Here is a 16,656-nt window from a genome sequence, read left to right as displayed (position 1 = left end):
AATAATCTTCTAATGAAATCCAGTTTAGAAACTAAAAATTAATTTCCGAAATTATAACGAAGCGTGAAACCTGATCTGATATTCGTTAAAGGGAAAGAAGTCGAAATAACTGCTTTCGAGAACGAATGATCATAATAGAATATGGCTGTCAAGTTTTTACTGAAAGCATAATCGGCTGTTAATTTTAAGGTCCAGATATTTTGACCTGCTGCCAGCTGATTATTATCGTAATCTAAATATCGAACCAACGTTTCATTATTTCTATATGAAAAATCAGCTTTTATGTTAATATCACTTTTAATAATTCCAGTTGGATTATCTGCCAATCTTGACGAAATAATTACGTCTTTAAAACGATATCCTACTCCCACAACATATTCTACTCCTCTAACTTCTGTCAATAAATTATTATCAAAACTCATAGACAGTGCACGGTCTTTTTTAACCTCTGTTAATAAACGGAATGAATTTTTCAGCTCAAAATCAACTCGAAGAAGCGGACTAAACTGCTCTACTAAGTTAACGTTAGACATAATCGTTTTATTAAAGAAGTTCGTGTTTACGTCCTGTCCTAACGGATTTTCTAAATAATCAAAATTAGACCTAAACTGACTGATCGTATAAGAAGCTCTATAATTATGCTGTAATGAAAAACGTCTAAAATGATCTTTAAAATACTTATAACGCATTAAACCATTATATTTTACATTCCAGTTTGGAATAGGGAAACTTCTAAAAATACTTGTTGAACTGCTTGAAGCATTTGCCCCCGTATACGCTGCCATGAAAGAAGGCAACAACACTGCTTGATTGCTTTTTGAGAAACCAATAGGATAACCTTCGTTGGCTACATAAATTTTATAATTTGGATCTGTCTCAGCTGGAATCGGGTTTTCTGCATCTCCATATCTCGGAATTGGTCCTCCTCCATAATGCTGTTCAGCCAAACGGTTTGCGATAACCAGACGGTTATTTCTGAAATCATCAAATGCTGACGATACCGTTTCTGTACTTGTTGAAAAAGCCGTCTTAATCAATACTGTCGAAATAGAAAACATTCCATAAGTATAAGGTGACAATGGTATATATTCACCCGTACCTTGATCTACACTATATTGCTCCGATGAATTTTCAGAATAAGCTCTATCCATCGCCAAATCAATTTTTAAGTCAGGTAACAAATCTACATTTGCTGTTACTTTCAAAAGCTTGTTGCTTACTTGCGTAAAGTTTTGGTTAAAATTTTGATAGCTGGTTAGCCATCCGTTTTTAGCCGCTTCAAAACGTACATCATCCTGACTACCAAATACAAATCCTAATGAAGGTTTAGACGTACCGAAGAATCCTACTCCAGGAATATAACCCGGTAAAACTGTACCGCTATTTTTTGTATAGTTAATCTGAACATTTTTAACGCTCGTTAAAACTCCAATCAAACCATCATAAAAAGGATTACTGCTTGTAACTGGCTTAGCTGTATTTACAATTTTCTCTCCCGGTTTTGGCGGTGCCGCTGGTTTTGCTTTTGCAGGTTTTCCACCCGGAACGAGACCTAAATATTTATACAGCGTATTCATATTTAATGTAGTCGAAAGCGTATTCGAATTGGCATTCTGAACCGTATTTCCTAAATCCCAAGACACTCCACTTTCATCAACGTATTGAGAAAGCGCCGTTGAAGATCTCTGCCAATTATAATCGGCCGTATACGAATAAGTAGCTTTTACAAAACTAAAGATTGGAATTTTATTAATTGGAATATCATAGTTTAAAACCAATTGCTGTAAATGCTGATTTGGTATACCAATATCAAAATAATCGTCCCAAATATTAAAGTCTTCTTTAGGCGTGTTATCGTCGTTCAAAAAGTTTCTGACGATATTGTTAGACGCAGCTGTGTAATTTAATTTTAATGATTTAGTCAAATTAAATCCAAAACCATATTGATAATTAAATGCAAAGTTTCTTCTGTAAAGCGGATCAAGACCAATACCTTCTACATCAACTTGTCTGTATTGCTGGCGGTTGCTTTGTCTTAAAATGTTAGTGTTAAACGAAACATTCGAAGGAAGATAATTGATATTAAAATCACTCAACAGTTTCCAATAATCACTTGTTTTCATGAATTTGGTCTGCTTAAATGGCACTACTTCTTTTGGCTGGAAAGTATAAGCATAATTAACAGAAGTATTAGATTGCTCATCATCATAGCTCTCCACCTCATAATCGTGTCGCTCTACCTGATTGTACGATTGAGAAAACGTGAAGTTTTCTACATCATAAACATGCGGCTTTTGCTCTGGTGCTCTATCTTTTCTTACGCCAATAAAGTTGATACTTTTACGCTTTGTATAATCTACTGCACGCGTTCTAATATTGTCTTTTTCTGCTGGATCTGTAGTTTCTGCTATTAATTGATCCAATTTAATATCTTCATAAAAAGGGTCGTATTCTGGCGTGATAACTTCTTCTCCAATTGCATAATTAAATGGCAGATTGATACCCCATTTTGGAGGAAGCAGTTTTCCTAAATTAATATTGGTTACAATGTTGTACTGCTGAATATCTTCACGATCTCTTTCGTTGGCTCCTTGTTCTAAAGAACCAAAACCAATCGTACTCTTTTTACCAGAAGCAGACAATGTCATCAAATCGGCCATATTGGTATCGACATTTAACAATGCCGCCATACCGCCTTTGTTTTCTAAATCTGACATACGAAGTTCGTTAAACCAAACCTCTCCCATAATATCTTTATGGTTTGCAGCACTTTTTACTCCGACCATTAAATTTCGAACTAAACCAAAATTCGGATTTCCCTTTATACCTAATGTCAGTTTACTGTCCTTATCTCCTCCTTCTACACTTGGATCTCGATCTGGATAATATATACCATTTATATCTCTTCTGGCATCATTAGGATCAATTTTCATTCCCAAAATTTTCATTCTAGTCAACAAATCTAAAGCAACGTCTATATTATTTTCTTCAAGCCAAACCTGATCTGGACTAATCGTACAAGATCCGCCCGTTCTTGTTACCTTTAACGGAATTTCTATCTGATAGAAGTTCTGCGTAAAATCATTACCAAAACGAATAAATCCAATCATTTCGTCATCTAAAAGTGGCATTTCATTAGGAAGTGATTCTGCGTGAAGGAACATTTTCAGTTTTTTGTACTGACGCATATCAACACTTACATTTTTGAAAACTGCTCTAGAATCTTGATATTCTAATCCATTACCTCCTATTCGCACTGCTAACGACTGCTCATTTTGGTTAATAATTGTATTGTTATTGTAAAGTTGTTCTCTTTGAACGCCTGGCGGAATAACATAATTTACAGGACATTTTGTACCGTTCTCTTGAATGTTTACTGCCGCAACATCAAATTGAGTTCCGTCATTATCTGGATCTGTATCATTTGCATCAAGCGTTCCTGTGTACTTTCTCCACTCTCCTCTTACTAAATCTAAAGCTCCAAAACGAACTGTCATTTGATCATTAAATCCTGTCATGAACATACGCATGAAACGGATTGATCTAAAATCGCTAATATTTCCAATAGTATTTTGAGGTTTTGAAACAGGAATTTTAAACTGAATCCATCTTGCATTGGTTGAACCTCCATTAGGAAGTTCTACATTTTGAACTTCTCTAATATCTGTAATATAATTTTCTCCAACCTGCATACCTGGTCTTACATCAATGCTGTACTCATAATAAGCATTGATTGTACTCATGGTATTATCACGATTGATGTCCTCAACATCTGGAAGCGTTGTAGATCCTCGATTTGGATCGTCTACACTTACAGCAGAGTTTCCTTCTGTTCCATTGTATTTTTTATAACGATTTAAAACCCCTCCATCAGTATTTAAGAAATACTTATAATTATCTGCTGCAGGATCTTCTTCGCCGGCATAGTTCGTATAAATTGATCCTTCTTTTGCATCTGGTAAACCATCTAAACCAACATCCTGATTTTTACGATTGTCTGCATTGGTATCAAAGGCATAAATTAAAGATTGAGATGCTGGCACGTCTCCCCAAATTGGCTGCGGATTTACCATTATCTGATCTGGACCTAAACCATTTTCATATTGTTTTCTTCCGTCTTTCAGAACGTCTTCCGAAACTTCTCCTAAATTGAAATAAATTTTTCCGCTATTCGTTCCTGGAGCTTGCCCATTACCTACATAAGGATCCAGTACCCAGAACTGAATGTATTCAACATTTCCTTGCTCAAAGTTCGTAGAGTTCAGCGCACGCATAATTCCACCAAAATTAGATGAAGGACTGCTGGTGCCAAAATTAGGGTTATTGTTATAAGGCCCTCTATCTAACGGATAATAGGTTAAATCCAGCGTATTAATAACCTGAATCTGTCCTTGTGCAATATCTGTATTTGGATAAAGCTCTCTACTGTAAATTCTTCTTGTCGTATTTAAAGATAAATCATCATTAGAAATTCCAGACGGTTTTGAAGTGTAGAAAATTGGATCAATAGTATACCAAGACAACTTTGCACGTTTAAAGCCATATTCTAATGTATTTGAACTGGCATTGAAAGTATTGTCTGTAGCAGAAGTGATAAACGGTGTTGAAGCCAAACTCCACGCATAAGCCGATCTCATATCGATCGTAGTCTGAGTACCTTCAAAGTCATCGATATAAATAGTAGCTTCACCTTCAAAATCACTTGCTTTTGGAGCATCTGGTTTTAAAAATGCTACTTCTCCACGAATCGAAAGATTAGAAGGAACATCTGTATCTATATTCGGCAATTTATTGGCTAACCTTGTTAAGAATGGAACTTCTGTTGCATAATTTCCGTTGAAACCGAAAATAGTATTATTTACAGATTCTTGTCCATAACTCGATTTTTGCGTAAAAGGACGTTCTGTCATTTTTAAGAAAGTACCACCAACAACAAATTTTTCAGAAATTTTATGTTCGACATTGAATCCCATAAATCTTCTAGTCTGCTGACCAAAGATTGAATTATTTTCTAACGAAACTTCAATTGGAGTATTAGAAGCCTGAAGTGAAGGATCTAATATCTGTACTCTTCCTAATTGGTAATCTACACTATAATCGATACCTTCTACTAAAACTCTTCCTGCGGCTGTTACCACAACAGATCCTTGCGGCACGTTGAATGCACCGATTGGAATACCGTTACTTCCAGACGATTTATATTTTCCTCTTAATAAGAATTTGTTTTTATCACTATCCTGTAATGCACCGGCCTGAGTATTTCTATACATGTTTCTAAATACATATTTCCTCTGATTCGGGTTATAGGTAGTTGGATCATTATAGCTTTCACCAGAATTGGTGTTTAATTTTCTAAACAAAAGTTCTCCAAAAGGCTCTTTTGTTGTAAAAATAATTCGAGCATTCTGCACATCAACAGTTACTCCAGGAACATAATCAAAGAATCCATCTCCACCAGTCTGCGGGTCATTATTGTAATTTAAACGATCCAGATTAAAGACATTCAATAATGGTGTTTGTTCTACTTTATCGTCTGGTGCTGGATTTGGCGGGAAAGTACTTCCTTGCACTGGTGTAATATAATTTATTGGCGAAGGATCGGTATAAAGAATATTAAGTCTAAAATCTTCTTGTTTGATTTGATACGCTTGTGGAATTTGGTACACGTTTTTCATCATCAAGTTCCAAACTGGATTCTGCACATTGGTCAAACTGCTTTTCAGCATTTTCAAAACCAAACTTTGCGTTACAATGGCCTGATTGGCATTGTTGTTTCCTGTAACTACCGTTGCATCTACACCATCACTACCAAACTCTCCGACTTGGTATGTTTGTCCACCAACCGTATACTCAAACGCAACGGCTAAAATTTCGTCATTAGCCAAACGCTGTTGCAACGAGATATAACCTAACTGCGGATTAAAAGTAAACTCGTTTGTCGTTAATTTTCTAGCATTTTCTAGAACAGAGTAATCTGTACCTTCATTTACGTTGGTATTATTAAATCCAGATTTTGCTGTTACAATTTCTCTAATATTAGAATTTAAATAACTTCCAGCTCTTCCAATTGTCGCTGGATCGTATTTGTTATTGGTATTGTCAGTTGGAGAATCTATTGGTTTATTAAAAAAGCCTGTTGGATCTGTAATAACCACAACTTCATTATCTGGCACCCCAGAAACCTGTCCTTCTCCTAAATCCTGAAGCGCAATAATATTTCTTAAGTTATTATTTGATGTTGTAACTCTATTCTGTTTATTGGTTACCCAAACTTCAATCCTTGTAACTTGAACACGGCTGTCAATTAATGGATAATTTCGAAGAGAAGCATCGTATTTATTTCTAAAGTATTGCGATAAGAAGAAATGTCGGTCATTATCGTAATCTAATGCAAACAAATCGAAGTTTTGCACGGTTCCTCCACCTTCTGCGACTATACTTTTGGTTTGAGACTTTTGTTCTGAGAAAACTCCGGTAACGGTTGTCTTACCAAATTGCAACTGTGCTTTGACCCCAAATAAACTTTGCGCACCTCGAATTAAGGTACTGTTTAAAGGCATGCTTACGTTACCCACTTCAACTTTCTGAACAATATCGTCTTCTGATGGCGTGTAAGCTAGTTTAAATAAATTCTGAAAAGCAAATGTAGATTGCGTATCGTAGTTGGCATTAACCTCCAAACGTGTTCCAATTTTTCCCATTAAACTCATACTGATTCTCTGATCGAAATCAAAAGTCAGGCTGGATCTGTTTCTTGGTGAAAATGATGGATTATCTTGTTTGGTGTAGCGCATTCCCAAGTCCATCTCAACTGATCCTGTGGGCTTTACATCTATTGTATTACTACCAAAAATACTTTCGAATAAGCTAGAATTGATGTAATATCTTGGCAATAGGTCTTTTTTGGCTGCTTCTGCACCGGCTTTTTTACCGTCAATGGCATCCATTTTTTGTCTAAAATAATTCCTTCTGGATTCTTTTAGGACTAGATCTTCGTATTCTCGCGGAGTTAAAATTAAAGGGTAATTGATAGAGAAACCATCAACTGAATTGGTGTAAATATAACGATCGGTAATAGGATCGTATCTATAGGCAGAGAGTACGCTTGGAGGATCTTCAAGCTCTATTTTACCTACAGAAAACTGAGTTTTAGTTGTATCTTGTGCTGCCGGTGTGACCTGTGCCCGCAAAACATTACCGCAGAGTAATACCAGCAACAAAATACAAATTTTACGCATAGAATTCTTTTATATAAAATGAAATTTATAAGCTTTTTAAAGCCTTTTTGATAATTGTTTCAACAGTAGCTTCAGGATCTTCCTTTACGATTTTTTCCACTACTTTTTCAGAAGCTTTTCGGACAAAACCTAACACTTCTAGAGCAGATAACGCTTCATCTCGGTTTCTATTGTTTTGAACAGCAAAAACTTCATCTATATCGTACAATTTAACAACTTTTTCCTTTAAATCAAGTATAACCCTTTGTGCTGTTTTGTTCCCAATCCCTTTGATAGACTGGATTACACCAACATCTCCAGATGCAATGGCATTTATAATTTGCTTTGGCTCAATTGACGAAAGCATTGTTCTCGCAATGCCCGCTCCAATTCCTGAAACAGAAAGCAGCATTCTAAAAATTTCACGTTCCGATTTCTCGGCAAAACCATATAAAGTATGCGCATCTTCTTTAATTTGAAGATGCGTATACAATTTTATATTTTCAGAATTTGGAATTAAAGAGAAGGTATGCAGCGATATATTTACCTGGTAACCTACTCCACCACAATCAATTACAACTTCTGTAGGATTCTTTTCTACTAATCTTCCCTGCAAATGTGCTATCATAGATCTAATTTATTAGTATCAAATATAACAAAAATGACATAAAACTACGACAAATTTGTTCAATCCTTGTTAAGAACGTTTATTGTGTTATTTTATTCTTTTTAATTTCTTTTTCCTGTGCATCAATTACAGCAATTGCCGCCATATTGACCATTTCTTCAACGCTTGCACCCAATTGGAAAATGTGTACTGGTTTGCCCATACCCATCATAATTGGCCCAATTGAATTCACTTTGTACAATTCTTTCAACAATTTGTACGTGATATTTGCTGATTCTAAATTAGGGAAAACTAATGTATTTACTTTTTTTCCTGCTAATTTAGAGAATGGAAATTTCTCTTGAAGCAATTCTGGATTCAAAGCAAAATCTGCTTGAATTTCTCCGTCAACAATCATTTCTGGATGATTTTTATGCAGATAAGCTACTGCTTCTCTAACTTTTGAAGCGCTCTCGCTTGTTGAAGAACCAAAGTTTGAGAATGAAACCATTGCAATAACAGGCTCAACACCAAACATTTTAGCCGTCTTAGCCGTCATAATGGCAATATTAACAAGGTCTTGAGCAGACGGATTAATATTGATTGCCGTGTCTGATAAGAACATTGGTCCGCGAGACGTAAGCATCATGTTAGTAGTTGCAATTAAAGATGCATTCTGTGCTTTTGGAATCAATTGCATCATTGGTTTTACAACCGAAGGATAACTTCTTGAATGTCCTGTAACTACCGCATCAGCTTCTCCTTCGTTCACCATCATTGCAGCAAAATAGTTTCTTTCGCGCATGAATTTTTCAGCATCCAATTTAGAAACGCCTCTTCTTCCTCTTGTCTCCCAGAATGATTTTGCAAACTTATCACGTCTTGCGGCTTCCTCATCCGTTTTTGGATCGATAATTTCTAGATCGGCATCAAAACCAAGTTCTTTTTTCAAATCTAAAATTGCTTCTTTATTTCCAAGTAAGATTGGGAATCCGATTCCGTCTTCGTATACAATTTGAGCTGCTTTTAAAACATTCAACTGATCTGCTTCTGCAAAAACAACACGTTTAGGATTTACTTTAGCGCGGTTCGTAATTAATCGCACCATTTTATTATCGTTACCCATACGTTCCATAAGCTTTTCTTCATAAGCTGCCCAGTCTGTAATAGGATTTTTTGCCACTCCAGACTCCATTGCCGCTTTTGCAACCGCAGGAGCCACAACTGTAATCAATCTAGGATCGAATGGTTTAGGAATGATATATTCTTGACCGAAACCAAGTTTTGTCGCACCGTAAGCTACGTTTACTTGTTCTGGAACTGGTTCTTTTGCCAAAATAGCTAAAGCTTTTACAGCCGCCATTTTCATTTCTTCATTAATTTTTGTCGCTCTTACGTCTAACGCTCCTCTAAAAATGTAAGGAAACCCTAATACGTTATTTACCTGATTAGGAAAATCTGAACGTCCTGTCGCCATAATAACGTCTTCTCTCGTTTCTACGGCCAAATTATAATCGATTTCCGGGTTTGGATTTGCCATTGCAAAAACAATCGGATTTTCTTTCATTGTTAATAACATTTCTGGTGAAAGAATATCACCAGAAGATAGTCCGATGAAAACATCGGCATCTTTTACTGCTTCTGCTAAAGAAATTTTTGCACCATCTATAGCATATTTTAACTGTAAGTCTGAAAGCGCTGGATTATCTTTAGTTAAAAGTCCTTTACTATTGAACATTAAAATGTTCTCTACTTTTACTCCTAAAGAAACGTATAAATCGGTACAAGCGATTGCAGCCGAACCTGCTCCTGAAACAACCATTTTTACATCTTCAGCTTTTTTTCCTGCTAATTCAAGTGCGTTGATTAAAGCTGCAGAAGAAATAATTGCCGTTCCGTGCTGATCGTCGTGCATTACCGGAATATCCAATTCTTCAATAAGTCTTCTTTCGATTTCAAAAGATTCTGGAGCTTTGATATCTTCAAGGTTAATTCCTCCAAAAGTAGGTGCAATATTTTTTACAGTCTGAATAAATTCTTCTACATTTTTAGTATCGATTTCGATATCAAAAACATCAATATCAGAGAATATTTTAAACAATAAACCTTTTCCTTCCATTACTGGTTTTCCTGCTTCTGGACCAATATCTCCAAGTCCTAAAACAGCTGTACCGTTTGAAATTACGGCTACTAAATTTCCTTTTGCTGTATATTTATAAACGTCTTCTACGTTTTCTGCAATTGCTAAACATGGCTCTGCAACTCCTGGCGAATAGGCCAATGATAAGTCTCTCTGGGTTGCGTATTTTTTTGTTGGAACTACCTGAATTTTTCCTGGAGTTGGCTCTGCGTGGTACAGTAACGCTTCTCTTTTTTTACTCTCTTTGTTCATTTTTTTAGCTTTTATTCTAGCTTACAAAGATATAAGTCTTGTTTTAAAATGGCGTCTTTTTAGCGTTTTCTTTTCCGAAAATCTATTCGTATAAATAAAAAAAGTCCAATAGAAATTGGACTTGTTTTGAATATTTATCTTTTTTAGATACCGTTTATTGAGAAATATAAGAATTCAAATGGTTGATTGTGTCTTTCTGAATTTCTATAATTGCCTTAACCACATCACTGATTGAAATTATTCCAATCACGACTCCATCTTCCAAAACAGGCAGGTGTCTGATTCTTTTTTCGCTCATAAGTTCCATACAATCTTCGATATTATTTGAAAGTTTTACTGTAAAAACATTACTTTCCATAATCTCATGAACAAAAGTTTCTTTGGAAGATTTATCCTTTAGAACAATTTTTCGGGCATAATCTCTTTCAGACAATATTCCTTTTAGATTATTATCGTCGATAACCAAAATTGCCCCAATGTTTTTTTCTCCCATAACTTTTAACGCATCATAAACCGTTAAATTGGAGAAAATCGAATATACATTTCTTCCCTTTGCTTTAAGTATTTGATCTACAGTCATAATGAAAAATTTTTAGAACAATAAAGTTATAACAAAAAGAAACACAATCTACAGCGAAATCGATTTTTTAAAAACATAACTAATTCATTTTAAATATAATAACACAAAAACCAAATTTTCAACATTATAGTGTAAAGAATGAATTTGTTTAGAATGCTTTTTTGAGAAAAATTAGATTTTTTAACAACCAACAAGTAACTCCTAGCGGAGTTATTTTTGTAAACATAAAAAACCCTTTTCTAAAAATCTAGAAAAGGGTTTTCACATTGGTTGGTCATTTTATTTAAATTGCTACAATAATAAACTCACTTCGTCTATTTTGCATATGTTGTTTTTCTGTACATTTTACTCCATCGGCACATTTGTTCACTAATTGTGTTTCGCCGTAACCTTTGGCAGTTAATCTGTCTTCGCTTATTCCTTTTTGAATCAGCCAGTTTTTTGTTGATTGTGCTCTTTTATCTGAAAGAATCTGGTTGCTTTCTGAAGACGAACGGCTGTCTGTATGTGAGCGAATATCAAGTTTCATTGCTGGATACTCATTTAAAAGATTTACGACTTTCATTAATTGTGGTTCTGATGTCTTTTTAATCGTTGCTTTACCCAAATCAAAGAAATTCATCGGAAGATTTAGCAGTTTTGCAATATCTACCCCTACTCGTATAGAACCTATTTTCACTGGACTGATAGCTACTTTTTTGATGGCTACCGTTTTTGAGGCAAGAGGTACAAACACTTTATTTAATGCAATCATTTGAGTCGTTTCTCCTTTTTCTTTAAGAATCGTTACTGCAACTTCTTTTGCATTGTAATCGTTTTTAGCAGTTCTGATTGTGTATTTTTTACCACATCTTAAATCTGGAAAAACGTAATTTCCTTTTTCGTCTGTAGTGATTGTTCCAACTGGATCAAATTTTTCGTTAAATAAAGTCAGAGAAGTGTTTGCCAAAATCTCGTTTGATTCTGCATCGGTAACAGTTCCTGATAAGTTTTGTTCGCAGATTAATCTTCTGGTTTCAGTAAATCTGTAAATATCATCTAAACCTTGTCCGTTTTCTCTATTTGAAGAAAAATAACCGCTTCTGCTTTTGCTGTCAAGGCTAAAAGCAAAGTCATCTTGCTTACTGTTTACTGGTTCTCCTACATTTAAGACGTCATCGTAAGTTCCGTTTGTTTTTATACGAGAAGCAAAAATATCCAATCCGCCTAAACCTGGACGTCCGTCAGAGGCAAAATACAATTCGTTTTCTCCAGAAATAAACGGAAAAGTTTCTCTTCCTTCTGTATTAATAGCTGGCCCAAGATTTTCTGGTGTACCAAATGTGCCATCTTCATTGATGGTTACTTTATAAATATCAGACTGCCCCAAAGTTCCTGGCATGTCTGAAGCAAAATAAAGCGTTTTTTCGTCTACACTTAAAGCTGGATGCGCCGTACTGTACTGGTTGCTGTTGAATGGAAGTTCAGCAACATTTTTCCATTCGTTATCGATAAATTCTGCTTTGTATAATTTTAAAAGAGTAACATTTTTATCATTGCTTCCTCTTTTTCCATCTGTAAAATTATTTCGAGTAAAATACATAGTACGTCCGTCTTTTGTAAAAATCGGGCTTGACTCATTGAATTTATCTTTTTTTCTTTTTACTAAAAGTTCAGGTTTTCCAATGCTTCCGTCTGGCATTAAATCGGCGGTGTAAAGTCTAGAGAAAGATCTATTTGTCCATTGAAAATTGGATTTAACAACTCCACCTGTATCTCGTGCAGAAGTAAAAACGATTTTATTGTTGTAAACAACGCTTCCGTAATCTGAATAGCGCGAATTTACTCCAGCATCGGCAATTTGAAATCGGCCTGAGTTTTCTTTTATTTCCTCTAAATAATTTTTATCACTTCTAATTAAATCAGCTCTTTTTTCTGATGTTGCTTTCTGATTAAATTTCTGTAAAATCTCATCAGACTTACGATAGTCTCCTGCTGATTTTAAAGATTGTCCATAGCGATATAAATATTCTGCTTCTTGGTTTGGGTTGATTACAAATAATTGTTCGTACCATTTTAATGCATTTTTCAATTCTCCATTAAAATAATAGGAATTTGCCAAACGCTGAATCACGCCTTCATTTGTAGTCTGATCATTTACTAAACTCTCGTATACTTTTATTGCATCTGCGTAAGCGTACTCTTCGTATTTTTTATCTGCATATTTGATGTTCATAGTTGTAAATGGACTTTGCGCACTTACATTTGAAACAAAACTACACAGTAAAAAGATCAAAATTAATTTTCTAGCTTTCATAGGTTTTATTAAAAGAATCTTGGGGCTATCATTTTATTGTAATTATTAAAGAATTCGAATCTTAAGAAAATCTCATGAGATCCAGAATTGTATTTTCTCAATCGCGTCGTTTCATGATCGTAACCATAACCTATATACATTCCTTTTGTAACTTGAAATCCTGCCATTGCACTTACAGAAGCACTCCAACGGTAAGCAAGTCCCAAAACAAATTTGTCGTTAAACATAAAATTTCCAGAAACATCAACTTGCAATGGAGCTCCTTCTACCATTTTGGCCATAACAGCTGGTTTGAATTTTACATATTCTAAACGGTCCAAATTAAATACGTAACCTGCTATTAAGTAATAGTTGATTTTATCTTTGAAAATAGCTACGTCGTCTGAATCATAACGGTTTGTTTCTATAAAATTAGGAACCGACAATCCGATGTAAGCTCTGTCTGAATGGTAATAGATTCCGGCTCCAACATTTGGCGAAAACTTGTTTTTAAGATTCTGAAACTGCGGATCATCCTGATCTTCAAAACTTAATTTATTAATATCAATGTTAAAAAGATTGGCTGTTCCTTTTATTCCGAAAGATAAATTCCACATTTCTGAAGTCGGAATTGTATAAGACAAATCTGCTGATAAAGTATTCTCTACAGTTGGTCCGATTTTATCATTTACCAAAGAAACTCCAAGTCCTAAATCACTATTTGGCAAAGGTGTATTAACAGAAAATGTACTTGTTTCTGGCGCTCCATCTAACCCAATCCATTGTGTACGATACAAACCAAAAACGCTTAAAGCTCCTCGCGAACCTGCATACGCTGGATTGACTTCGATTGTGTTGTACATATATTGTGTGTACTGCGCATCTTGCTGCGCATTTGACACAATCGAAAAAAACATAAAAACTAAAATTAATTTTTTCATTTATTAAGCTTTAGAACGGCTTAGTGTTTAGCTAAGCCGTAATCCATTTTATTTATTAAGGTATAAGTAACCAGATTCTTGGTGAGAAGTTTTTGAACTGTCGTTGTATTTCAAAATATAGAAATACGTTCCAACTGGCAGACCTTCCGCTTGTTTCACTGTAGAGCGTCCGTTAGAATATCCAACAAAAACACGATCATTATTGTTATACTGATCAATATTGAAAACTAAAACTCCCCAACGGTTGTAAATTTCAACCGTATTATCTGGATAACATTCTATTCCTCTAATGTAGAATCTTGCATTCTTGCTGTCTCCATTTGGAGAGAAAGCATTCATTACTTTAATAGAACATCCGTTTAAGTCTAAAACTGTAGGACTGTCTCCACTATTGCTTGAATCGTCTGACTGGTCTTCTACTACAACCCCTCTTGAACTGCTACCTTTTACAGTTGCTTGATTACTTACGCTACCTCGATTAATATCTTCTTGCGTGATTTTGTAAAACGCTGTAAAATTAGTTTCGTTAGATTCATTTACTCCCAGATTAATTGCTTGTCCTGAAACTACAACTCCTGGTAATGGATCGTTTATCGTGATTCCGACAAGAGGCACATTTCCTGTATTGGTTACTGTAAATTTGTATGTAATCGTTTCACCTGCATTTGCAAAACCGCTTTTATTTTCGTCATTGAAAACGGCTGTTTTGATTACAGAAATAGCTGGAACTTCTACAAAAACATTTAAGACAGCTGTAGAACAGTTTGTTGAACTTGCTTTTTCGCAAACTTGATAAGTCAACGGATAATTTCCTCCTGGTGTGTTTGGCTTCACATTTACAGTTCCGTCTGCATTCCATTCAAAATATGGACTTTCTGTTACAGGTTTAACTACAACATCTGCAGGATTTATTGGCTGTCCGTTTATTAAATCATTTTCTAAAACATTTACAAATTCTAATGAGCCATTAACTCCATCGGCGCTAACATCATTGTCATTATTTAAAGTAATCTGATTTAATGTTGGAGGCGCTGGGTCTGCAACATTATTAACAATAACCTTAATTACCGCCTGACTACAGTTTGATGTATTTGCTGCTTCACAAACCTGATAAGTCAATTCGTAAACTCCATCTGGCGTATTCGCTGAAATATTAATTAAACCGTCTGCACTCAATGTAATATTCGGATTTACTACAGGAACCGATAACACAACATCTGAAGGATTGATTTTTGCTCCGTTCAATACATCATTTTCAAAAATATTTACTGTAGCAGTTGCACCTTTCTTCACATTTATTGGTCCAGTTTCGTCATTATTTGCTTTTATAGCAAATGTTGGATGTGCATTACAATCTGCAGTAGCTTGTGGATAAGCAACAGAAACTGTAACTGTAGGGTTTAACGAAAATTCGATTTTCACTCCATTTCTGGTAGCTTCAAATCCATCAGCACTTTCTGTCCATACGCCATTATTTAAAACCCATCCTGGCCAATCAATTCCTTTTCCATTACTATCAACTTCCGCTCCTGGCCATAAAAGATTGCCACTCAATGGTAAATCTGTCTGAGTTGCTACAACATTATTGTTGCTGTCAATCCATTTCACAGTCAATAAATTATTGGTTGTAAAATTATCTGGCGTTACAGTATAATTAACATAAGGAACATTGTTTGAACAATAGCTATTTGCAACTATTGACATTTTAGGTTCTGTTACCGTTACCTTTACAACATTTGATTTACAGTTGTCTGGATTTAATTTCTCGCAAATTGTATATGTAAGTTCATATTCTCCAGCAGGTGCGTTTGGTGCTAGTATAATATTTCCGTCTGCATCTACTGTTAGATACCCTTTTGGATCAGCTTTAGTCACATCAAGTTTTACATCTGAAGGCACTAATGCATTTCCATTTTTAGTGTCATTATCAAAAACATTAATCACTTTTTGCGGAACATTTACTCCAACTGCTGAAGGTACTAGATCTTCATTTGCAACAAGATCTCCCGCCGTTACTGGTACAGTTATAATAACTGAATCGCAGTTTAACGGATTATTGTTTTCGCAGATTTTATACTCAACTTTATAATCTGAAGCTGGCGTGTTTGGCGCAACAGTAATGGTATAATCTGAATTTAACGTAAGTCCTGTCGGAAGTGTTCCAACAACTTCAAATTTAACTTCTCCTGTTGCTGTTCCAACTGCAATCGGATTTCCGTTTAATTTATCATTTGCAATTAATGAAATGGTTGTTCCTCCGATATTTCCGTTTATTGATCCAATCACATCATCAACCGCATCGATTACAGGAAGACCTACCGTTACTTTAACCGTATTTGAACTGCAGTTGTCTGGATTTAATTTCTCGCAAATTTCATAAGTCAGCTCATATTCTCCAGCTGGCAGATTGGCGCCTAAAACAATGTTTCCGTTTGCATCTACACTTAAATATCCTTTCGGATCAGCTTTAGTCACATTCAGATTTACATCTGATGGCACTAATGGCTTTCCGTTTTTCGTATCATTATCAAAAACATTTTCACCTAATGTCTGAGGCACATTTGAACCTAAAACTGAAGGAATAATATCTTCGTTTGCTACAAGATCTCCTGCTGTTACCGGCACAGTTATAATAACTGAATCA

The 16,656-nt window shown here is 35.2% G+C and carries 7 protein-coding genes; all 7 read right to left on the bottom strand.

Features of this window, described 5'->3' with window-relative positions; translation table 11 throughout:
• Positions 1-38 precede the first annotated feature (38 nt).
• Complete coding sequence (gene sov / locus ACWA1F_RS10920; RefSeq protein WP_456893781.1) at positions 39-7,238, bottom strand: T9SS outer membrane translocon Sov/SprA; 7,200 nt, start codon at positions 7,236-7,238, stop codon at positions 39-41.
• Between the two features lie 25 nt (positions 7,239-7,263).
• Positions 7,264-7,845 (bottom strand): Holliday junction branch migration protein RuvA, encoded by a 582-nt coding sequence (ruvA, locus tag ACWA1F_RS10915; RefSeq protein WP_306159694.1) that lies wholly within the window; start codon positions 7,843-7,845, stop codon positions 7,264-7,266.
• 79 nt (positions 7,846-7,924) lie between these two features.
• Entirely contained in the window at positions 7,925-10,216 is a 2,292-nt protein-coding gene (locus tag ACWA1F_RS10910; RefSeq protein WP_456893780.1) for an NADP-dependent malic enzyme, read from the bottom strand.
• Between the two features lie 154 nt (positions 10,217-10,370).
• Positions 10,371-10,796 carry a CBS domain-containing protein gene (locus tag ACWA1F_RS10905; RefSeq protein ID WP_456893779.1) on the bottom strand — a complete coding sequence of 142 codons (426 nt, stop codon included), beginning with the start codon at positions 10,794-10,796 and terminating at the stop codon, positions 10,371-10,373.
• A 283-nt stretch (positions 10,797-11,079) separates the two neighbouring features.
• Positions 11,080-13,092 carry an OmpA family protein gene (locus ACWA1F_RS10900; RefSeq protein ID WP_456893778.1) on the bottom strand — a complete coding sequence of 671 codons (2,013 nt, stop codon included), beginning with the start codon at positions 13,090-13,092 and terminating at the stop codon, positions 11,080-11,082.
• Between the two features lie 8 nt (positions 13,093-13,100).
• On the bottom strand, positions 13,101-14,012 hold the full coding sequence (locus ACWA1F_RS10895) for a PorP/SprF family type IX secretion system membrane protein (protein WP_306159703.1): 912 nt from the start codon (positions 14,010-14,012) through the stop codon (positions 13,101-13,103).
• Between the two features lie 48 nt (positions 14,013-14,060).
• Positions 14,061-16,656: T9SS type B sorting domain-containing protein (locus tag ACWA1F_RS10890; RefSeq protein WP_456893777.1), on the bottom strand; the 2,596-nt coding region annotated here is incomplete at its 5' end.

It is taken from the genome of Flavobacterium erigeronis, assembly GCF_054075165.1.
This window is presented reverse-complemented; position numbering and strand designations above follow the sequence as displayed.